This window comes from Cellulosimicrobium sp. SL-1 (genome assembly GCF_011033075.1).
GTDB lineage: Bacteria > Actinomycetota > Actinomycetes > Actinomycetales > Cellulomonadaceae > Cellulosimicrobium > Cellulosimicrobium funkei.
The window spans coordinates 1-19,686 of sequence record NZ_JAACJC010000008.1 but is presented as its reverse complement, the minus strand read 5'-3'; the positions used below and the strand labels follow the sequence as shown (position 1 = coordinate 19,686).

General features: G+C 75.9%; 17 protein-coding genes. 7 read left to right on the top strand and 10 right to left on the bottom strand.

The features are described from left to right. Positions 1–66: 66 nt before the first annotated feature. The 8 genes from GWJ10_RS13305 to GWJ10_RS13270 form a co-directional block, all read right to left on the bottom strand. Positions 67–585 carry a DUF3180 domain-containing protein gene (locus GWJ10_RS13305; RefSeq protein ID WP_034655682.1) on the bottom strand — a complete coding sequence of 173 codons (519 nt, stop codon included), beginning with the start codon at positions 583–585 and terminating at the stop codon, positions 67–69. After that, positions 585–3,215 carry a 2-amino-4-hydroxy-6-hydroxymethyldihydropteridine diphosphokinase gene (folK, locus tag GWJ10_RS13300; RefSeq protein WP_241005804.1) on the bottom strand — a complete coding sequence of 877 codons (2,631 nt, stop codon included), beginning with the start codon at positions 3,213–3,215 and terminating at the stop codon, positions 585–587. The genes GWJ10_RS13305 and folK overlap by 1 nt, the downstream gene beginning before the upstream one ends. 121 nt (positions 3,216–3,336) lie before the next feature. Next, a complete protein-coding gene (folP, locus tag GWJ10_RS13295) occupies positions 3,337–4,224 on the bottom strand; it encodes a dihydropteroate synthase (protein WP_082774821.1) in 888 nt (295 codons plus the stop codon). Positions 4,225–4,288: 64 nt separating this feature from the next. Continuing rightward, positions 4,289–4,942, bottom strand: a complete 654-nt coding sequence (gene folE / locus GWJ10_RS13290) for a GTP cyclohydrolase I FolE (RefSeq protein ID WP_061269264.1) — start codon at positions 4,940–4,942, stop codon at positions 4,289–4,291. Next, positions 4,942–7,044, bottom strand: a complete 2,103-nt coding sequence (ftsH, locus tag GWJ10_RS13285) for an ATP-dependent zinc metalloprotease FtsH (protein WP_074808291.1) — start codon at positions 7,042–7,044, stop codon at positions 4,942–4,944. The genes folE and ftsH overlap by 1 nt, the downstream gene beginning before the upstream one ends. A gap of 178 nt (positions 7,045–7,222) precedes the next feature. Continuing rightward, positions 7,223–7,777 (bottom strand): hypoxanthine phosphoribosyltransferase, encoded by a 555-nt coding sequence (gene hpt / locus GWJ10_RS13280; RefSeq protein WP_021479810.1) that lies wholly within the window; start codon positions 7,775–7,777, stop codon positions 7,223–7,225. A 5-nt stretch (positions 7,778–7,782) separates the two neighbouring features. Then, positions 7,783–8,883, bottom strand: coding sequence for a tRNA lysidine(34) synthetase TilS (tilS, locus tag GWJ10_RS13275; RefSeq protein WP_163187992.1), 1,101 nt, complete (start codon positions 8,881–8,883; stop codon positions 7,783–7,785). A 3-nt stretch (positions 8,884–8,886) separates the two neighbouring features. Then, the gene (locus GWJ10_RS13270) at positions 8,887–10,014 is read right to left on the bottom strand and encodes a zinc-dependent metalloprotease (RefSeq protein WP_232322706.1); all 1,128 of its coding nucleotides are present in this window, start codon (positions 10,012–10,014) and stop codon (positions 8,887–8,889) included. 85 nt (positions 10,015–10,099) lie between these two features. Here GWJ10_RS13270 and vapB point away from each other — a divergent pair, with 85 nt between their 5' ends. After that, positions 10,100–10,333, top strand: coding sequence for a type II toxin-antitoxin system VapB family antitoxin (gene vapB / locus GWJ10_RS13265; RefSeq protein WP_009863886.1), 234 nt, complete (start codon positions 10,100–10,102; stop codon positions 10,331–10,333). Next, positions 10,330–10,752 (top strand): type II toxin-antitoxin system VapC family toxin, encoded by a 423-nt coding sequence (locus GWJ10_RS13260; protein WP_021482084.1) that lies wholly within the window; start codon positions 10,330–10,332, stop codon positions 10,750–10,752. Before vapB ends, GWJ10_RS13260 begins: the two co-directional genes overlap by 4 nt. Positions 10,753–10,786: 34 nt before the next feature. Here GWJ10_RS13260 and dacB read toward each other — a convergent pair whose 3' ends face one another. Continuing rightward, positions 10,787–12,202: a D-alanyl-D-alanine carboxypeptidase/D-alanyl-D-alanine-endopeptidase gene (gene dacB / locus GWJ10_RS13255; protein ID WP_163187990.1), complete on the bottom strand. Its 1,416-nt coding sequence runs from the start codon at positions 12,200–12,202 to the stop codon at positions 10,787–10,789. A 261-nt stretch (positions 12,203–12,463) separates the two neighbouring features. Here dacB and GWJ10_RS13250 point away from each other — a divergent pair, with 261 nt between their 5' ends. Further along, on the top strand, positions 12,464–12,967 hold the full coding sequence (locus GWJ10_RS13250) for an inorganic diphosphatase (RefSeq protein ID WP_034655165.1): 504 nt from the start codon (positions 12,464–12,466) through the stop codon (positions 12,965–12,967). A 70-nt stretch (positions 12,968–13,037) separates the two neighbouring features. Here GWJ10_RS13250 and GWJ10_RS13245 read toward each other — a convergent pair whose 3' ends face one another. After that, complete coding sequence (locus GWJ10_RS13245) at positions 13,038–14,432, bottom strand: C40 family peptidase (RefSeq protein ID WP_163187988.1); 1,395 nt, start codon at positions 14,430–14,432, stop codon at positions 13,038–13,040. A 345-nt stretch (positions 14,433–14,777) separates the two neighbouring features. On the opposite strand from GWJ10_RS13245, the gene GWJ10_RS13240 reads away from it, so the two are divergent. The 4 genes from GWJ10_RS13240 to GWJ10_RS13225 all read left to right on the top strand — a co-directional run bounded on the left by GWJ10_RS13240 (position 14,778) and on the right by GWJ10_RS13225 (position 19,468). Continuing rightward, complete coding sequence (locus GWJ10_RS13240) at positions 14,778–16,115, top strand: bifunctional o-acetylhomoserine/o-acetylserine sulfhydrylase (RefSeq protein ID WP_034655183.1); 1,338 nt, start codon at positions 14,778–14,780, stop codon at positions 16,113–16,115. A gap of 22 nt (positions 16,116–16,137) precedes the next feature. Further along, positions 16,138–17,454 (top strand): homoserine O-acetyltransferase, encoded by a 1,317-nt coding sequence (locus tag GWJ10_RS13235; RefSeq protein ID WP_082774869.1) that lies wholly within the window; start codon positions 16,138–16,140, stop codon positions 17,452–17,454. Between the two features lie 86 nt (positions 17,455–17,540). Beyond that, positions 17,541–18,500, top strand: a complete 960-nt coding sequence (locus GWJ10_RS13230; protein WP_061269467.1) for a zinc-binding dehydrogenase — start codon at positions 17,541–17,543, stop codon at positions 18,498–18,500. Then, positions 18,497–19,468 carry an alpha/beta hydrolase gene (locus tag GWJ10_RS13225; protein WP_163187986.1) on the top strand — a complete coding sequence of 324 codons (972 nt, stop codon included), beginning with the start codon at positions 18,497–18,499 and terminating at the stop codon, positions 19,466–19,468. Before GWJ10_RS13230 ends, GWJ10_RS13225 begins: the two co-directional genes overlap by 4 nt. The last annotated feature ends 218 nt before the right edge of the window (positions 19,469–19,686 follow it).

The following is a 19,686-nucleotide window of genomic DNA, read 5'->3' as shown; positions in this document are numbered from 1 at the left end:
CGTCGATTCTCCCATCCCGTCCCGGTGCGGACCGGGTCGTGCGCAGGCCGGGGCGGAGGGCGCGTCTCAGGCGGGCGTGCCCGCGCCCGGAGTCTCCGGGTCCTCGCGCGTCACCGAGCCCTCGCGGCCCTCCCGGCCCTCGCCGCGGTCGTCGGGCGGGAGCTGGCAGAACCGCTCGGCCACGAGCCCGACGACGGCCAGCACCACCGCGCACGCGGCGGCCAACCCGGCCGCGAGGGCCCGGTCGCGGAACGCGTCGATCGAGAGGTCGGGCAGGGCGGCGAGCACCTGCGCGCCGTACCAGCCCGTCAGGAGCGCGCCCGTGAGCGCCGCCGCCTTCGCGAGGACGAACGTGCGCGCCGCGCGGATCGCGTCGAGCGACGGACGCTTGCCCTGCTGGTACGCGCGCACGGTCCAACCCGCCCAGAACACCGCTGCCGCGAGCGCGAGGACGGTGACGTCCACGATCCACGGCACCGCCGGCAGGAGCGTGCCGCGGCTCTGGAGCAGGCGCACGACGAACCACCCGCCGACGGCGGTCGCGACCGCCACGAGCAGCAGGGTGCGGACGGAGGTGCGCCGCATCAGCGCTCGTCGTCGCGACCGTCGCCGGACACCGGCCCGAACGGCGGCCACGGGTCGTTCGCCGGGAGCCCCGCGTCCGCGAGCGGGCCGGGGGCGGACGCCGGTCCGCCGCTCGAGACCGGCGCGAACGGCACCGACCGGATGATGTCGTCACCGGACGACGCGGCGTCCGCGGGCGGCTGCGGGTGCGCGGGCTGCGCGGACGGCTGCTGCGGCGCGGCCGGCACGGGCTCGGGCGCGTGGACCGGCGGGAAGACCGGGTGCGCGGGTGCGCCGTGCTCGGGGAAGCGCGCCGCGTCCTGAGCCGGGGCGGGCCCGGCGTCCGGGGCGTGCCCGGCGTCGGGCGACGACGGCACGGGGTGCGACGGCGGCCGGTTCGACGGCCCGGGGAACGGGGCGACGGGGACGCCTGCGTCCTCGCGCGGGTCGAACGAGCCGTCGGGGACGATCGGCGGGGCCGCCCCCTCGGGCGCGACGCCCTCGGAGACGGGCGCGAAGACCGGCCGTGCCGGGAGCGCCTCGCTCGGCGTCACGGTCTGCGGGAGACCGGCCGGCTGCGGCACGACCGCGGCCTGCGGCGGCGCGGCCGGGGGCGCGGGCTCCGGTGCGGGCGGCTGCGGCGGCTCCGCCTGCCGGACGTGCGGCGGCTGCTGCGGCGCGGGCTGCTGCGGGGCCGCGGGCTGCTGTGCGAGGGGCTCCTGCGCGAGCGGCTGCTGCGGCGCCGGGTGCGCCTCGTGCGGCGGCACGGGCTGCTGCGGTGCCGACTGCTGCGGTGCCGGGTGCTGCGGTGCCGGCGCGCCGTCGGGGGCAGGCACGTCGCCGCCGGGCGTCACGGGACCGTCGTACGGGGCGACGGGACCGGTGTGCGCCTGCTGGTAGGGGTCGGGCACGTCGACGGGCGCGGGCGGCGGCGCGGCGTCCGTGCTGCCCGTGGCGACGGGCACGGCGCCCGTCGGGTCCGGAGCAGGGTCCGTCAGCCAGTCGAGCGCGAGCCACCGGATGCCGCCGCGGTCGGGCGCGGTCGCGGCGAGGGCCGCGACCGGACCGCCCCCGAGGCCCGGGAGCACCGCGTCCGGGTCGATCTGCGACCACGGCTCGAGCACGAACGCCCGCTCGTGCGCGCGGGGGTGCGGCAGCTCCAGGTCGTCGGCGACGGCCGTCAGCGTGCCGTAGACGATGAGGTCGACGTCGAGCGTGCGGGGACCCCAGCGCTCGTCGCGCACCCGGCCGTGCGCCTGCTCGACCGCCTGGCACGCGTGCAGCAGGTCGCGCGCCGACAGGCGCGTGCGCGCGAGGAGGACGGTGTTGAGGTAGTCCGGCTGGTCGGGGCCGCCCACGGCCTCCGTCCGGGCCAGCGGCGAGACCTCCGTGATCTCGAGACCGGAGATCCGGTCGAGGTCCGTGATCGCGTCGCGCAGCGTCTGCTGGGCGTCGCCCAGGTTCGCGCCCAGCGCGAGCACGACCTCGACGAACCCGGCGGGCACGTCGTCCATCCGATCGTGCTCGACGGGCGCGGCCACCTCCGCGGCGTCGTGCGCCCCGCCGTGGGCCTCGTCGCGCGCCGGGGCGGGCTCGGCCGCGGCGCCGTACGGCAGGGGCTCGGCCTCGGGAGCGGCGCGCTCGACGGGCGCGGCGTCGCCGGGGACGGTCTGCTGCTCGCCCGACGGCGCGCCGGGCGCGACCGGCGGCGCGTCGTGGTGCAGCACGTGCTCGGCGGGGCCGGCCGCGGCCACCGACCCCGCGACGAGCTCGTCGTACGACGCCGCCTGCTGCGGGTGCGGTGCCGCGTCGTCGTGCGCCGGCTCGTCGACGTCGTCGTGCGCGGGCTCCGCGTACGGCGCCTCCCCGTACGGCGCCTCGCCGTACGGTGCCTCCACGTGGGTCTGCTGCTCGGGACGGGCGTCGCCGGGGACGGCGTCGTCCCGGACGGCGGGCGCCTCGCGGGTCGCGTCGAGCGCGTCCTCCGGGGACCCGGCCGCCGTCGCACCGGGCTCGGCCGAGGTCCGCGCGTCCTCGCCCGGGGCACCGGCCGAGCCCGGGAGGATGCTGGGCGGCATGACCTCGGGCGCGGGGGCGAGCGGGGTCCGGTCGTCGGGCGCGGGGACGTCGCCGACGCCGTGGATGAGCGCGGGGGCGACCGATCCGACCGGGATCGGCCCGACGGGCTGCGCGTCGCGCGACCCCTGCTCCCCGCGGCGCGCCAGCGGCGCGACGACGGGGACGACCACGCGGTCGCGACGGATGACGACCTCGACGTCCTCGAACGGGACCGTGATCGGCGCCTGCGGCTTGTGCACCGCGACGTCGACCGCGACGACGTCGTCGTGCGTGAGGATCGTCGCGGCGATGCGCTCGGCGACGGTCTCGACGAGGTCGGCGGGCGATCCGGCGAGGACCGCGACGACGTCCTCGGCGACGCCCGCGTAGCTGACCGTCCGGGACAGGTCGTCGCCGCTCGCGGCAGCGCGCGTGTCGAGGTGGAGCACGACGTCGGCCCGGAAGAGCTGGCCCTGCGCCTTCTCGTGCTCGAAGACGCCGTGGTGGCCCGTCGCGCTCAGGCCCGTGAGGCGGATCCGGTCGAACGGCCGTCCGTCCGCGTCGAGGACCGCTCCTGCGAACGCTGTGGTCACGTCGTGCTCCCGTCCGGTGCTGCGTCGTCGCCCACGGGGGCGGGTCGTCGTCACCGTGTCTCGTTGCGTGTGTCGTGCTGCGCCGGGCCGCCCCGCGCCGCGGGGCCCCTCGCCCATCCTGCTAGGTCGTGGGCCGCGCCGTCGAGTCGCTCCCGGCCCTCGGTCGGTCCGTCGGCTCCGCCGCGGCGCCGTCCCCGGGACCCACGACCTCGTCGCGGGCCCGGCCCCAGGCGGCGGCGACCCGCACGGCGTCGGCGGACGCCCGGACCGCGTGGACCCGCACGCACCACGCGCCCGACGCCGCGGCGAGGGTCGTGACCGCGGCGGTCGCGTCGTCGCGCAGGAGCGGCGGGACGGGCCGCCCGTCGGAGCGCGCGAGGAGGTGCCCGAGGAACCGCTTGCGGGACGCGCCCACGAGGACGGGCAGGCCCAGCGCCTCGAGCTCGCGCAGGCGCGCGAGCAGCGGCCAGTTCGACGACCCGGCCTTCGAGAAACCGAGACCCGGGTCGAGCACGACCTGCTCGCGCCGCACGCCCGCCGCGAGGAGCACGTCCACGCGCGCGGCCAGCTCGTCGCGCACGTCCGTGACGACGTCGTCGTAGTCCTCGAGGTCGTCCATGACGTCAGCGTGCCCGCGCCAGTGCATGCAGACGTAGGCGACGCCCGTGCGCGCGACGACGTCGGCCATCGCCGGGTCGGCGAGACCGCCGGAGACGTCGTTGACGAGCCGGGCGCCCGCCGCGACCGCGCGCTCCGCGACGACCGCGCGCGTCGTGTCGACGCTGACGACCGCCCCCTCGGCCGCGAGCGCGGAGATCACGGGGAGCACGCGCGCGAGCTCCGCCTCGACGGGCACCCGGCCCGCCCCGGGGCGGGTCGACTCCCCGCCGACGTCGAGGATGTCCGCGCCCTCGCCCAGCAGCTCGCGCCCGTGGGCGATCGCGGCGTCCGGCTCGAACCACTCGCCGCCGTCGGAGAACGAGTCGGGCGTGACGTTGACGACGCCCATGACGAGCGTGCGTCCGACGTCCGCGAGCTCCTCGAGCCCCGCGACCACGAACCGGTCCACGGGCCTAGCGCCCCAGGATGAGGCTCATCGCCTCGGCCCGCGTCGCGCCGTCTCGCATCTGGCCGCGCACCGCCGACGTGACGGTGCGCGCGCCGGGCTTGCGCACGCCGCGCATCGACATGCACAGGTGCTCGCACTCGACGACGACGATCGCGCCGCGCGGCTTGAGGTGCTCCACGAGCGCGTCCGCGACCTGCGACGTGAGCCGCTCCTGCACCTGCGGGCGGCGCGCGTACACCTCGACGAGGCGCGCGAGCTTCGACAGGCCCGTGATGCGGCCGTCCACGTTGGGGATGTACCCGACGTGCGCGACGCCGTGGAAGGGCACGAGGTGGTGCTCGCACGTCGAGTACACCTCGATGTCCTTGACGAGCACCATCTCCTCGTGGCCGAGGTCGAAGGTCGTCGTCAGGACGTCCGCGGCCTCCTGGCGCAGGCCCGCGAAGATCTCGCGGTACGCGCGCGCCACGCGGGCCGGCGTCTCGCGCAGCCCCTCGCGGTCCGGGTCCTCGCCGACGGCGAGCAGCAGCTCGCGGACGGCGGCCTCCGCGCGGTCCTGGTCGTACGGCGGGACGTCCGCGGGGGCGCGCAGGCCCTCCGCCGACCGGGCCGGCGTGATCGCTCCCGTGCCCGCCGAGGCGTCCGTGGGGGTGCCCATCAGTCCTGCCCCGGCTCGCGCACGTCCGTGACGTCCGTGGTCGTGTCGCGGCCGAGCGCGCGGTCCAGCGGGCTGTCCGCGGGCACCTCGCCGATCCGCTCCGGGGGGAGCTCGTCGTTCGCGGCCGCGGCCTCGTCCTGCGGGATCACGGGCGCGCCGTTCTGTGCCGCCTTCTCGGCGTCGGTGAGCACGGGCCCGCGCTGGGAGACGGCCCGCTGCTCGCTCGAGAGCCAGACGTCGCGCGGGGCGCGCTTCTCGACGGGGGAGAACACGCGCGCGAGCTCGGCCTGGTTCAGCGTCTCCTTCTCGAGGAGCTCGAGCACGAGGGCGTCGAGCACGTCGCGGTACTGCGTGAGCACCTCCCACGCCTCGTCGTGCGCGGCCTCGACGAGCTTGCGGACCTCGTGGTCCACCGTGCCCGCGACCGACTCCGAGTAGTCGCGCTGGTGGCCCATGTCGCGGCCGAGGAACGGCTCGCCCGAGCCGGAGCCGAGCTTGATCGCGCCGACGCGCTCGCTCATGCCGTACTCGGTGACCATCTTGCGCGCGATGGCGGTGGCCTTCTCGATGTCGTTCGAGGCGCCCGTCGTCGGGTCGTGGAACACGAGCTCCTCGGCGACGCGGCCGCCCATCGCGTACGCGAGCTGGTCGAGCAGCTCGTTGCGCGTCGTGGAGTACTTGTCCTCGGTCGGCATGACCATCGTGTACCCGAGCGCCCGGCCGCGCGGCAGGATCGTCACCTTCGTGACAGGGTCCGTGTACCGCATGGCCGCCGCGACGAGGGCGTGGCCGCCCTCGTGGTAGGCGGTGATCTTCTGCTCCTTGACGTTCATGACGCGCGTGCGCTTCTGCGGACCGGCGATCACGCGGTCGATCGCCTCGTCGAGCGCCCTGTCGTCGATGAGCTGCGCCCCGCTGCGGGCGGTGAGGAGCGCCGCCTCGTTGAGCACGTTCGCGAGGTCGGCACCGGTGAAGCCGGGCGTGCGGCGCGCGACGGCCGCCAGGTCGATCTCGGGGACGATCGGCTTGCCCGCCGCGTGCACCCGCAGGATGGCCTCGCGACCCTTGAGGTCGGGGGCCTCGACCGCGATCTGGCGGTCGAAGCGGCCCGGGCGCAGGAGCGCCGGGTCGAGGATGTCGGGGCGGTTGGTCGCGGCGATGAGGATGACGTTCGTCTTGACGTCGAAGCCGTCCATCTCCACGAGGAGCTGGTTGAGCGTCTGCTCGCGCTCGTCGTGGCCGCCGCCCATGCCGGCGCCACGGTGGCGGCCGACGGCGTCGATCTCGTCGACGAAGATGATCGCGGGCGAGTTCTCCTTTGCCTGGTTGAACAGGTCGCGGACGCGGCTCGCGCCGACGCCGACGAACATCTCGACGAAGTCCGAGCCGGAGATCGAGTAGAACGGCACGCCCGCCTCGCCGGCGACGGCGCGCGCGAGCAGCGTCTTGCCCGTGCCGGGAGGACCGTAGAGCAGGACGCCCTTGGGGATCTTGGCGCCGACGGCCTGGAACTTCTCCGAGTCGGAGAGGAACTCCTTGATCTCGTGGAGCTCCTCGACCGCCTCGTCGGCGCCCGCGACGTCCGCGAACGTCACCTGCGGGGTGTCCTTCGAGACGAGCTTGGCGCGCGACTTGCCGAAGCCCATGACGCGCGAGCCGCCGCCCTGCATGCGCGACAGCAGGAACCAGAACAGCACGCCGATGATGAGGAACGGGATGAGCAGCCCGAGCAGCGAGGACCAGAACGAAGGCTGCGCGACCTCGGAGTTGTACCCGTCCTTCGGCTCCGCGGCGACGACGGCGTCGACGACCGCCTCGCCCTGCGGCTGGACGTAGTAGAACTCGACGTTCTTGCCCTTGTTCTCCTCGGTGTCCGTGCCCTCGTCGACCACGTAGTCCTCGGACAGCGTGAGACGCACGCGCTGGTCGCCGTCCACGATGAGCGCCTGCTCCACCGTGTCGCCCGAGAGCAGCTCGAGGCCTGCGGACGTGTCGATGCGCTGGACCGTGGGGCGCGACAACGTCGCGAACGCGATCCACAGGATCACGAGGCCCAGGACGATCCAGACGATCGGCCCACTGAGAATCTTCTTGATGTTCATCGGCGACGGGGCGTGCGCCCCGGATCCCTCCGCTCGCGCAAGTGTTCGGGCTCGAAACTACACTCTGGACCTTGGCGCCTGCTGGGCATCTTCCCTCTGTTCGCCCAGGGCGTGGTCCGTACTTCCTGAGCAGCTCCCCGGGCGGTCGGGGCGGGCTCGTGGCCCGCCGCCGCCCGGCTCAGCTCGAGTAGACGTGCGGCGCGAGCGTCCCGACGAACGGCAGGTTGCGGTACTTCTCCGCGTAGTCGAGGCCGTAGCCCACGACGAACTCGTTGGGGATGTCGAAGCCGACGTAGCGCACGTCGACCTCCGTCTTCGCGGCGTCGGGCTTGCGCAGCATCGCCGCGATCTCGACCGACGCCGGCCCGCGCGAGCGGAGGTTCGACAGCAGCCACGAGAGCGTGAGGCCCGAGTCGATGATGTCCTCGACGATGAGCACGTTGCGGCCGGTGAGGTCGGCGTCGAGGTCCTTGAGGATGCGCACGACGCCCGACGACTTGGTGCCCGAGCCGTACGACGACACCGCCATCCAGTCCATCTCGACGTGGCTGTGCAGGCGGCGCGCCAGGTCCGCCATGACCATGACGGCGCCCTTGAGCACGCCGACGAGCAGGAGGTCCTTGCCCGCGTAGTCACGGTCGATCTGCGCGGCGATCTCGTCGAGCCGCGCACCGAGCTGGTCCTCGGTGAGCAGGATGTTCTCGAGGTCGCCTGCGACGTCCGATGCTTCCACGGGGGTCACTCCTGAGCTGGGGGGAGGGGGGAGGTGCCGGCCCGGCGCGTTGGTCCCGGGCCCAGGGAAAGCCTGCCACACGCGCGCGACGCCCTGCGGTCGCCCGGGAGGTGCACCGGGCCCTGGCCGCGCCACGCGGTGACGAGCGCGTCGAGCGCGTCGACGTGGACGGCGAACAGGTCGCTCCCCGGGCACCCCGCCCGCAGCGCCGCCGAACGCAGGGCACGACGCCGCAGGGCCGGGTGCGCGGCGGCGAGCGGCTCGACGTCGAGCACGACCGTCGGGCGGGGCGCCGCTCCCCCGCCGAGGTGGGAGTCCCCGTCGAGGCCGGGGTCCGCGCCGGGGGCGGGGTCCGCGCCGGGTGGGACGAGCGCCGCCGCGAGGAGGTCGGCCGCGAGCGCGTCGAGGAGGTCGGCGTCGTCGCGCAAGAGGTCGGCGCTGCGCGCGAGCGCGGGCACCGCGCCCGGGCCGAGGACGTCGACGAGCGCCGGCACGACCCGTCCGCGGACCTGCGAGCGCAGCGGCGGGCCCGTGTTCGTGGGGTCGTCCCACCAGTCGAGCCCGAGCGTGCGGCACACCGCCTCGGTCTGCGTGCGCCGCAGGGCGAGGAACGGGCGTCGGTACGCCCCGCGCCGCGGCGCCATGCCCGCGAGCGAGCGCGCACCCGCCCCGCGGGCGAGGCCGAGCAGCACCGTCTCGGCCTGGTCGTCGAGCGTGTGGCCCAGGAGCACCGCGCCGGCACCATGGGCCGCCGCGACGTCGTCGAGCGCGGCGTACCGGGCCGTCCGGGCGTGGGCCTCCGGGCCGTCGCCCGCCGTCGGGACGACGACGCGGCGCACCTCCACCGGGTCGAGCCCCAGGTCGCGGCAGCGCTCGGCGGCGGCCGCCGCGACGGCGGCGCTGCCGCCCTGGAGCCCGTGGTCCACGACGACGGCGCCCGCCCGCAGCCCGAGGCGCGGCGCCACGAACGCCGTGGCGGCCGCGAGCGCCGTCGAGTCCGCGCCGCCGGAGCAGGCGACGAGCACCGTCGCCCCTGCGGGAAGGTCCGCGAGCGCGCCACGCACCGCGTGGCGCGCGGCGGCGACGACCGGCGCCGGCCCGCCCACGGCTCAGCCGTGCACGCGGCGCACCCAGGCGCGCGCGTCGGCGATCTCGCGGGCCGTGGGCAGGTTTTCCGGGGAGGCCCACACGGCGTTGAAGCCGTCGCGCCCGACGTCCTTCTCGACGGCGCGGACGAACGCCGCCCCGTCGCGGTACTGGGCGATCTTGGCGTCCATGCCGAGCAGGCGCCGCAGCACGACGTCGAGGCCGGAGCTGCCCTCGCCGTCGCGTCGCGCGTCGAACTTGCGCCGGATGCTGCGCACCGTGCGCACGGTGCGGGGCCCGACGGCGTCCATCGCGACGTCCGCGTGGCCTTCCAGGAGCGCCATGACGGCCGTGACGTCGGCGAGCCGGTCCTGCTCCTCGGGCGTGAGGAGGCCGTCGAGGAGGGTCGTGCCCTCGCCGCGGACCGCGTGCAGGACGGCGCGCCCCACCGCGACGAGCTTGTCGCGCAGGCGGGCCTCGGCGAGGCGCCGCGACGACGCGGAGAGCTCGGTCAGCAGGTCACCGGCGCGCGTGCGCAGGTGGTCCGCGAGCCACGGCGCGGCGGCGAACTGGAGGGCGTGCGTCTGCTCGTGCAGGCACACCCAGAGGCGGAAGTCGGCGGGCCGCAGGTCGAGCGCGCGCTCGACCTGGAGCACGTTGGGCGCGACGAGCACGAGCCGGCCGGGGCCCGCCCCTGCCGCGGCCTGCCCGCTGTACGGGTCGAACTGGCCGAGGACGCGGCTCGAGAGGACCGCGAGAACCGAGCCGACCTGCGCCGCGCCGACGAGGGCGGTCGCCTGCGGCACGCGCCCGCTCTCCCCCACGAGCGCCTCGGTGACGCCCGTGGTGAGCGACGCCATGATCTCGGTGTTGGCGCGCGCCCAGCGGGGCCGGTCCACGACGTGCACCGTGCCCAGCGTCTCCGGGGTCCCCGCGACGGGCGTCATGCGGGTCACGTCGAGCACGTGCGGGACGGCCTCCCCCGCCGCGGTGCGCAGCCCCTCGACGAGGTCAGCCAGCTCGGCGCGCGACGCCTGGGGCCCCGGGCGCGCGAGGCGCCCGGCGATCTGCGCGGCGGCGGACCAGTCGACGACCGACCGGTCGCCGCGCGACGGGCCGTGGGGTCGGCCGTCCTGCTCGACGAGAGTCACCGGCCCACGGTAACCCGCTCGCCCGGCCGACGGGTTCGAGGACGCCCGGAGGATATACTCTCGGGATATACAACGGGAGGTCGGCATGGTGCGCACGACGGTGTTCCGCAGCAACAGGACGCAGGCGGTCCGGCTGCCCAAGGCGGTCGCGCTGCCCGACGACGTCCGGGAGGTGGACGTCCGGGCCATCGGCCGGTCACGGGTCATCACCCCGGCCGGCTCCGGGTGGGACGAGTGGTTCGAGCACGGCCTGCGCGTCGGTCCCGGCTTCCTCGCCGACCGCGACCAGGGCACCGCGGACGAGCGCGAGGCCCTGTGAGCACCCTCTACCTGCTCGACACGAACGTGCTCGTCGCCCTCCTCCGCGGGCACGGCGCGGCCGCGCGTCCGAGGCTGCGCGAGGCAGAGGGGCGCGTCGCCGTCTCGACCGTGAGCGAGATGGAGCTGGAGTACGGCGTGGAGCGCTCGCAGGACCCGGCCCGCAACCGGCAGGCGGTCGACGAGCTGCTGTCGCTCGTCGACGTGCTGCCCTTCGACAGCCTGGCGGCGATGCACGCCGGCAGGGTCCGCGCCGTCCTCGCGGCCCGCGGCACCCCTGTCGGCCCGTACGACGCGCTCCTCGCCGGGCACGCCCGGTCGCTCGGGCTCGTGCTGGTGACCAACAACGTCCGCGAGTTCTCCCGCGTGCCCGGCCTCGAGGTCGAGGACTGGCTGGCGGACGCGACGCACGGCCCCTGAACCGGGAGCCCTCCCCCAGACGTGGCGCGGCCCGTCAGGCGCTGCAGCCGCACTCCGCGAGCGACGCGACGAAGTCGTCGAGGATCAGGCGCGCGCCGTAGGTGCCGCCGTCGGGGACGGCGTCGACCATGAGGGAGAACACGAGGAGGCGGTCGTCCGCGGTGACGACCGTCCCGGCGAGCGACGTGACGTTCGGCAGGCTGCCGGTCTTCGCGCGCACGACGCCGCGGCCCGCGTTGGCGAGGTAGCGCTCGTCGAGCGTCCCGGACAGCCCCGCGACGGGCAGGCCCACCGCGCCGGGCCGCAGCCGCGGGTGCGCGGGGTCGGCCAGGAGGCCCACGACCTCGTCGAGCTGCGCGGGCGTGACGACGGAGCCGTCGCCGAGCCCGGACAGGTCCGCGAGCGTCGCGCCCGTGAGGTCGACGCCGAGGCCCTCGACCGCCGCCCGCACGGCCTGGGTCGCGCCGGCACCCGAGCCGGGCAGGCCCGCGTCGAGCGCGACGACCCGGCCGACGACCTCGGTGATCGTGTTGTCCGAGTGCTGGAGCAGGTACGCGACGACGTCGCCGAGCGGGGCGGACTCCACCTCGCCCACCGTGCGACCCTCGCTCGGCGCCGGCGCTCGCACGACGTCCCCGGAGACGGTGACGCCCTCCTGCGCGAGCGCGGCCACGAACGCGTCGGCCGCGGCGAGGGCCGGGTCCTCCGCGCGCGGCGCGTACTCCTCGTCGGTGAGGCGCGCGATGTTCACCGCGAGCGCCGCGACGGGCGCGACGTAGCCGTTGCGCACGCTGGCCGGGTCGACGGTCGGCGCGACCGCGGGCCCGGTGAACAGCGTGTCGTCGAGGCGCAGCGAGATCGTCGTGCGTCCCGTCAGCCGCAGCTCGCCCGCGACCTGCGCGGCCAGGTCGCCGAGCCCGGCCCGGCCGTTGACCGCCGTCGGGTCCCCGGCACCCGCCGCGAGCATCATGTCGCCCCCGCCCACGAGGTACACCGTCTCCTGCCCCTCGAGGACGGCCCGGGTGGGCAGCGTGGTGTGCGCTGCTCCCGGCGAGGTGAGCGCCGCCGCGGCGGTGAACGTCTTGAGGGTCGACGCCGGGACGTGCCCCACGCTCTCGCCGGCGGCGCCCAGCACGTCGCCCGTCACCGCGTCGGTCACGAGGACGCCCACGCGCGGGCCGAGCCGCGTGTCCGCGACGAGCCCGTCCACGAGCGCCTGCACCGCGCCGGTCGCGGGGACGGGCGCCGCGTCGTCGAGCGCCGGCAGCTCCACCTCGAGCGGCGGGGCGGCGGCCGCGCCCGGCGCCTGCGGGAACGGCGGCGGCTCCGGGACGGGCGGCTCGAGCGTCAGCACGCCGGGGACGACGTCGTACGCGTCCGCCACGGCGTACCCGCCCGCGAGCGCGAGCACCACGCCGACGGCCACGCCCGTGCGCGTCGCCCAGCCCATACCTCTCCCTCGGTCCGCCCCGGCCGCCGGGGCGCGTCGTCCTCGTGCCCGTCCCGACCGGTCGCCGGTCGCCCGACCCGCCCCCCGGGCCCGCGGGCACGTGCGCATTATCACTCACGGCGTCGCCCGCCCAGGGCCGTACGGACTCTTGTGGGCGGACGTCCCGTGTCACACTAGTTCCCGCACGACGGCGTCGTCCGTCGATCATCCGACACCAGCCACCGCCCGAGCGCCGCGGTGCCGGTACGACTGGAGGAAGCAGTGGAGTTCGACGTCACGATCGAGATCCCCAAGGGGCAGCGCAACAAGTACGAGGTGGACCACGCGACCGGTCGCATCCGCCTCGACCGCATGCTCTTCACCTCGACCCGCTACCCCGACGACTACGGGTTCATCGAGGGGACGCTCGGCGAGGACGGCGACCCGCTGGACGCCCTCGTGCTGCTCGAGGAGCCCACGTTCCCGGGCTGCCTGATCCGCTGCCGCGCGCTCGGCATGTTCCGCATGCGCGACGAGGCCGGCGGCGACGACAAGGTGCTGTGCGTCCCGACGGGCGACCAGCGTGCCGCGTGGCGCCAGGACATCGACGACGTGTCCGACTTCCACCGCCTGGAGATCCAGCACTTCTTCGAGGTCTACAAGGACCTGGAGCCCGGCAAGTCCGTCGAGGGCGCGCACTGGGTCGGCCGCGCCGACGCCGAGGCCGAGATCGAGCGCTCCCTGCAGCGCGCCATCGACTCCGGGTACCACACGCCGGGCCACTGACCGGCTCGTCCTCCCGTACGACGGCGGCCGCCCACCTCGCGAGGTGGGCGGCCGCCGTCGTGCGTCACCGCTACGGTCGGCCCGCGTACGGCATCGCGTCGGCCCAGCGCATCGCGACCTCGTGCACGGGGCTGCCGGGCTGCCGCGCCTCGATCATCATCCCGCCGCCGGTGTACATCGCGACGTGGCGGATGGTCGACGGGTTCGACGTGTCGTTGGCGTAGAAGATGAGGTCGCCCGGGCGGAGGCGGTCGTAGGAGATCTTCTGCACGCGCTGGTACTGCGAGCGCGACGTCCGGGTGATGTCGACGCCCGCGGCGGCCCACGCGCGGGACGTGAGGCCCGAGCAGTCGTAGCCCGGCCCGGTGCCGCCGAACACGTACGGCGCGCCGATCTTCGTGCGCGCCCACGCGACGGCGGCCTGACCCGGGGCGCCGTTCCCCACGCCCGTGCCGGGCGGCGGCGTGACGACGGGCGGCGGGGCGGGAGTGGGCTGAGGCGCCGGAGCCGGGGCAGGCGCTGGGGCGGGAGCCGGCGCCGGGGCGGGAGCGGGGGCCGGAGCCGGTGCCGGTGCCGGGACGGGAGCCGGGTTCTGCGCGGCCGGGGCGGACGGCGCGGCCGGGGCGGCCGGGGCGGACGGCGCCGCCGCCGGCGTCCCCGCAGCGGGCGGCGCGACCCGCTCCCGGGCCGCGCTCTCGCGCGCGCTCGCGGCCTGCGCGTCGAGCGCGTCCTGGCGCTCCCGCTCGACGTCGACGCTCGTGGCCCGGGCCTGCGCGAGCTCCGCGAGCAGCGTCTCCCGGCGCGCCGCCGACTCCTGCACGGCCTCGTCGAGCGCCCCGGACGAGACCTGGGCGGCGGCCAGCGCGTCGCGCGCGCGGTCCTCGACCTCGGCCTGGTGCGCGAGCGCCGCGTCGGCCCGCGCGCGGGCCGTGTCCGCGACGGCGCGCGCCGTCGCGTGCGTCTCGACCGCACGGCCGGCGGTGCGGCCCGCGACGCGCTCGGCGTTCTCGCGCGCGACGACCTGCTCGACGCCGTCCGCGTCCAGGACCGTCCGCAGGGCGTCGAGCTCCGTCGAGCCCTGGCGTGACGCGCGGAAGAGGGCACCGACGGAGGCCCGCGCCTCGGACTCGCCCGACCGGGCCGTCGCGAGCGCCGCCTGGGCGTCGCGCACCTCGGCGTCGGCGGCCTCGAGATCGCCCTGCGCCGCGGCGTACTCCTCCGCCGCCGTCTCGACGGCCGCGACCGCGGACGCGTGCCGGTCGCGCAGCGCCGCGAGCTCGCGCTCGACCGTCGCGACGTCCCGTGACGCGCCGTCGGCGGCCTCGCGCGCGGCGCGCACGTCGTCGTCCGACGGCGCGGACGACGCGGTCGGCGCGAGGCCCACGCCGAGCGCGAGCACGAGCGCTCCGGCGGCCCCCGCCGCGGCGACGCGACGGCGCGGCGCGCTCCGGGTCACGCGGTTCATCAACCCCTCCTCGGCGTGTCTCGTTGACAGCACTCGCACGAGTCTGCCCGGGACGCCCGCTTCGCGCGATCCGAGCAGTCGCGGACTTCTCACAATGTGGTCTCGCATGCTGAGAAGGGCCTACCGGGTTGCCGACGACGCGCCTAGCCTCGGCCTCATGTCCCGTCGAATGTGTCGCTGACCCGAGCGCACGTTCGCCTGCCCGCGAGCCGTCGTCGACGACGCCCTCGCCGCGGCATCCCGTCCCGCGTGCGCCTCTCGCCGCGGTCGACGACCCCGTCCCCGCCGCACCCGCCCCGGTGCACCCGCACGCCGCCGTCCCACCCCACCCGCAGGAGAGCAACCATGAGCACCGACACCGCCCCCGCCTGGTCCTTCGAGACGCGCCAGGTCCACGCCGGCCAGACCGCCGACCCGACGACCGGCGCCCGCGCGCTCCCGATCTACCAGACCACGTCGTTCGTCTTCCCGGACGCCTCGGTCGCAGCCGACCGGTTCGCGCTCAAGGACCTCGGCCCGATCTACACGCGCATCGGCAACCCGACGCAGGAGGTCGTGGAGAACCGCATCGCCTCGCTCGAGGGCGGCGTCGGCGCGCTGCTCCTCGCGTCCGGGCAGGCCGCGACGACGTTCGCGATCCTCAACGTCGCCGAGGCGGGCGACCACGTCGTCGCCTCCCCGAGCCTGTACGGCGGCACCTACAACCTCCTGCAGTACTCGCTCGCCAAGCTCGGGGTCGAGACGACGTTCGTCGCCGACCCGCACGACCCGCAGGCCTGGCGCGACGCCGTGCGCCCGAACACCAAGCTGTTCTTCGGCGAGACGATCCCGAACCCGCAGGCCGACGTCCTCGACATCGAGGCCGTCGCGGCGGTCGCGCACGAGGTCGGTGTCCCGCTGATCGTCGACAACACGGTCGCCACGCCCTACCTGCTGCGCCCGCTCGAGCACGGGGCGGACGTCGTCGTGCACTCCGCGACGAAGTACCTCGGCGGCCACGGCTCCGCGATCGGCGGCGTGATCGTCGACGGCGGCACGTTCGACTACGCGGCGCACCCGGAGCGGTTCCCGAACTACAACACGCCCGACCCCTCGTACAACGGTCTCGTCTACGCGCGCGACCTCGGCGTGGGCGGCATCCTCGGTGCCAACCTCGCGTACGTGCTCAAGGCGCGCGTCCAGCTCCTGCGCGACCTGGGCTCGGCCATCTCGCCGTTCAACGCGTTCCTCATCGCGCAGGGCATCGAGACGCTGTCCCTGCGCGTCGAGCGCCACGTCGCCAACGCGCAGAAGGTCGCCGAGTGGCTCGAGGCGCGCGACGACGTCCGGACCGTCCACTACGCGGGCCTGCCCTCGAGCCCGTGGCACGCGAACGCGCAGAAGTACCTGCCGCGCGGCGCGGGCGCGGTCCTCGCGTTCGAGCTCGACGGCGGCAGCGAGGCCGGGCAGGCGTTCGTCTCCGCGCTGCAGCTCCACTCGAACGTGGCGAACATCGGCGACGTCCGGTCGCTCGTCATCCACCCGGCGTCGACGACGCACGCCCAGCTCAGCCCCGAGGAGCAGGCGAAGTCCGGCGTGACGCCGGGCCTGGTCCGCCTCGCGGTCGGCATCGAGCACGTCGACGACATCCTCGCCGACCTCGAGCTCGGGTTCACCGCCGCCAAGTCGGCGCTGGGCTCCTGACCGGCCGACGACGGGCGCGGCGATGACGGATCTGGACAGCCGGGGCGCCCTGGGCGCCCCGGCCGTACAGTGGCCGACGGTGACCCCGGTGAACGACGAGCTCCTCTCCCCCGCCCCCGACGCCCGCTCCGGCGCGCGGCCGGGCGACTCGTCGACGCACGGCGTGGCGCCGTCGCGCGCGCGGGTCAAGGCCCCGGTGCCGGCGACCGGAGCGTGGCGCGAGGGCGACCCGGCGGGCCGGCGACGCTTCGCCGACGTCGGCACGTTCGACCTCGAGTCCGGCGCCCGCCTGCCCGACGTCCGGGTCGCGTACGAGACGTGGGGCACGCTCGCGCCCGACGGGTCGAACGCCGTCCTCGTGCTGCACGCCCTCACCGGCGACTCGCACGTGAGCGGCCCCGCCGGCCCGGGGCACGTCACCGCGGGCTGGTGGGAGTCGCTCGTCGGGCCCGGCGCCCCGATCGACACCGACCGCTGGTTCGTCGTCGCGCCCAACGTGCTCGGCGGCTGCCAGGGCACCACCGGACCGGCGTCGACCGCGCCCGACGGCCGCCCGTGGGGCAGCCGGTTCCCGCGCGTCACGACGCGCGACCAGGTCGCGGTCGAGATCGAGCTCGCCCGGACGCTCGGCGTCACCTCGTGGGCGTTCGTCGTCGGCGCCTCGATGGGCGGGCACCGCGTGCTGGAGTGGGCGCTCCTCGGGCCCGAGGCCGGGGTCGACGTCGTCTCGCTCGCCGCGATCGCGACCGCCGCCCAGACCACGGGCGACCAGATCGCCTGGGCCCACCCGCAGCTCGGCGCCGTCCGCGCGGACCCGGGCTTCCGCGGCGGCGACTACTACGACGCCGCGGACGGCGACGGCCCGCACGTCGGGCTCGGCATCGCCCGGCAGATCGCGCACGCGACCTACCGGTCCGCGCGCGAGCTCGACGACCGCTTCGGCCGGCTGCCGCAGGGCGGCGAGGACCCGTTCACCGACGGCCGCTACGCCGTGCAGTCCTACCTCGACCACCACGGGGACAAGCTCGCGCGGCGGTTCGACGCGAACTCGTACGTCGTGCTCACCGAGTCGATGCTCACGCACGACCTCGGGCGCGACCGCGGTGGTGTCGAGGCGGCGCTCGCGCAGATCACCGCGCACGCGCTCGTCGTCGCCGTCGACACGGACCGGCTGTTCCTCCCCGCCGACTGCGCGCGCATCGCCGCCGGCATCCCCGGCGCCGAGCCCCTGCGGACGCTCACGAGCGACTTCGGGCACGACGGCTTCCTCATCGAGTTCGACCAGCTCGGACCGATCGTCGCCGACTTCCTCGGCGAGCGGGCGCGCGTGCGCGACTGACGCACTCCCCGTCGAGGCAGGTCCTGGGGGGATCCTCCCGAGCGAGCCCCGTGGTCGGAGGACGGGCCGGACCGTAGGTTGGTCCCATGCTCGCCGCCTACGCCGACCGCACCGACCCCGACGACCCCCTGGCCGGCCTCGTCGTCGGGGACCGCCCCGAGCCCGCGTCCCGCGAGCACTGGACCACGGTCGACGTGCGCGCCGCGTCGCTCAACCACCACGACCTCTGGTCGCTGCGCGGCGTCGGGCTGCCCGCCGACCGCCTGCCCATGATCCTCGGGACCGACGCCGCGGGCGTCGCCCCCGACGGCTCCGAGGTCGTCGTGCACGCCGTGGTCGGTGCGGACGGGCACGGCGTCGGGCCCACCGAGCGTCGATCCCTGCTGTCCGAGCGGTACCCGGGCACGCTCGCGGAGCGCGTCGCCGTCCCGACCCACAACCTCGTCCCCAAGCCGCCCGAGCTGACCTTCGTCGAGGCCGCGTGCGTCCCGACGGCGTGGCTCACGGCCTACCGCATGCTCTTCACCGCCGGTGGCGCCGCCCCCGGGGACCGCGTCCTCGTGCAGGGCGCGGGCGGCGGGGTCGCGACGGCGGCCGTCGCGCTCGGCGCCGCCGCGGGGCTCGAGACGTGGGTGACCTCCCGCTCCGCGGCGAAGCGCGCCGGAGCGGCCCGCCTCGGGGCGGCGGCGACGTTCGAGCCCGGCGCCCGCCTGCCCGCGCCCGTCGACGTCGTCGTCGAGACGGTCGGGCAGGCCACGTGGAGCCACTCGCTGCGGTCCGTGCGACCGGGCGGCACCGTCGTCGTGGCGGGCGCCACGAGCGGCGACGCGTCGCCCGCCGAGCTCACACGCGTGTTCTTCCACGAGATCCGCGTGCAGGGCGTGACCATGGGCTCGCGCGACGACCTCGCCGCGCTCCTGCGGTTCCTCGCACGGAGCGAGGTGCGCCCCGTCGTCGACCAGGTGCTCCCCCTCGACCGCGCGCGCGACGGCCTCGCGCGGCTCGCGGCCGGCGACCACTTCGGCAAGGTGGTGCTCACGCCGTGACGTCCGCGGCCTGGGCCCCCGACGTGCTCGGGGCAGAGTTCGAGCAGCGCACCGTCGAGCTGGAGCCCGACGACGAGGGCGACGTCGTCGTCACGGTCGTCCGGCACGTCCCGCCGACGGACGAGCCCCTGCGCCCCGCGCGCGCGGTGCTCTACCTGCACGGCTGGAGCGACTACTTCTTCCAGACCGAGCTCGCCCAGACCTGGCACGGCCTCGGCGCCGCGTTCTACGCCGTCGACCTGCGCAAGTACGGTCGCAGCCTGCGTCCGCACCAGACCCCCGGGTACGCGGACCACCTCGAGGAGTACGACGCCGACATCGCCGCCGCGCTGGACGTCGTGCGGGAGGACCTCGGGGCGCACGTCGCGATCATGCTCATGGGTCACTCGACCGGCGGTCTCGTCGCGGCGCTGTGGGCGCACCGGCACCCCGGCGTCGTGCGTGGCCTGGTGCTCAACAGCCCGTGGCTGGAGCTGCAGGGGTCGTCGGTCGCGCGGACCGTCTCCGGCCCCGCGATCCGCCAGCTCGCCCGCTTCCAGCCCCGTGCCCCGCTCCCCAACGTCGATCCCGGCTACTACGCCCGGACGCTCCGGGACCGGGAGGACGGCACGTGGACCATCGACGACGCGTGGCGCCCCGTCCCGTCGTTCCCCGTCCGCGCGGGATGGCTGCGCGCGATCATCTCCGGCCACGCGCGCGTCGCGGCCGGCCTGGCGATCGACTGCCCCGTGCTCGTGCTGCTCGCCGAGAGGTCGCTGTTCAGCACGCGGTGGACGGAGGACATGCGCGCCGCAGACATCGTGCTCGACGTCGAGCCGCTCGCCCGCCGGGCCTCGCACCTGGGTCGCGTCGTCACCCTGGTACGTATCCCTGGCGGCATGCACGACCTGTCGCTCTCGGCGCCGGAACCCCGGTCACGCTTCTTCGCGGAGATCGTCCGGTGGTCGGCGGCGTACAGCTGGTCCTGAGCGACACTCGTCCGCTCTCACATCCTCGTTCGCCCGTCCGTGCGGGCCGACGACGGCCCATGACGTGCCGGCACCGACGCGTCCGTCGCGTGGTGTGGGGGTATGCGGAAATGCCGAAGGCCCACCCCGTGTGGGGTGGGCCTTCGGTGAAGGGTTGTCCGGCGGCGTCCTACTCTCCCACCCCGTCTCCAGGGCAGTACCATCGGCGCTGAAGGGCT

What these genes read in the sequence shown, in the direction of transcription:
- dacB (WP_163187990.1), bottom strand. Translation starts at nt 12,202, where the DNA reads ATGGGCTGGGCGACGCGCACGGGCGTGGCCGTCGGCGTGGTGCTCGCG.
- folP (WP_082774821.1), bottom strand. Translation starts at nt 4,224, where the DNA reads ATGGGCGTCGTCAACGTCACGCCCGACTCGTTCTCCGACGGCGGCGAG.
- vapB (WP_009863886.1), top strand. Translation starts at nt 10,100, where the DNA reads ATGGTGCGCACGACGGTGTTCCGCAGCAACAGGACGCAGGCGGTCCGG.
- GWJ10_RS13230 (WP_061269467.1), top strand. Translation starts at nt 17,541, where the DNA reads ATGCTCGCCGCCTACGCCGACCGCACCGACCCCGACGACCCCCTGGCC.
- folE (WP_061269264.1), bottom strand. Translation starts at nt 4,942, where the DNA reads ATGGGCACCCCCACGGACGCCTCGGCGGGCACGGGAGCGATCACGCCG.
- GWJ10_RS13240 (WP_034655183.1), top strand. Translation starts at nt 14,778, where the DNA reads ATGAGCACCGACACCGCCCCCGCCTGGTCCTTCGAGACGCGCCAGGTC.
- ftsH (WP_074808291.1), bottom strand. Translation starts at nt 7,044, where the DNA reads ATGAACATCAAGAAGATTCTCAGTGGGCCGATCGTCTGGATCGTCCTG.
- GWJ10_RS13305 (WP_034655682.1), bottom strand. Translation starts at nt 585, where the DNA reads ATGCGGCGCACCTCCGTCCGCACCCTGCTGCTCGTGGCGGTCGCGACC.
- GWJ10_RS13245 (WP_163187988.1), bottom strand. Translation starts at nt 14,432, where the DNA reads ATGAACCGCGTGACCCGGAGCGCGCCGCGCCGTCGCGTCGCCGCGGCG.
- GWJ10_RS13235 (WP_082774869.1), top strand. Translation starts at nt 16,138, where the DNA reads ATGACGGATCTGGACAGCCGGGGCGCCCTGGGCGCCCCGGCCGTACAG.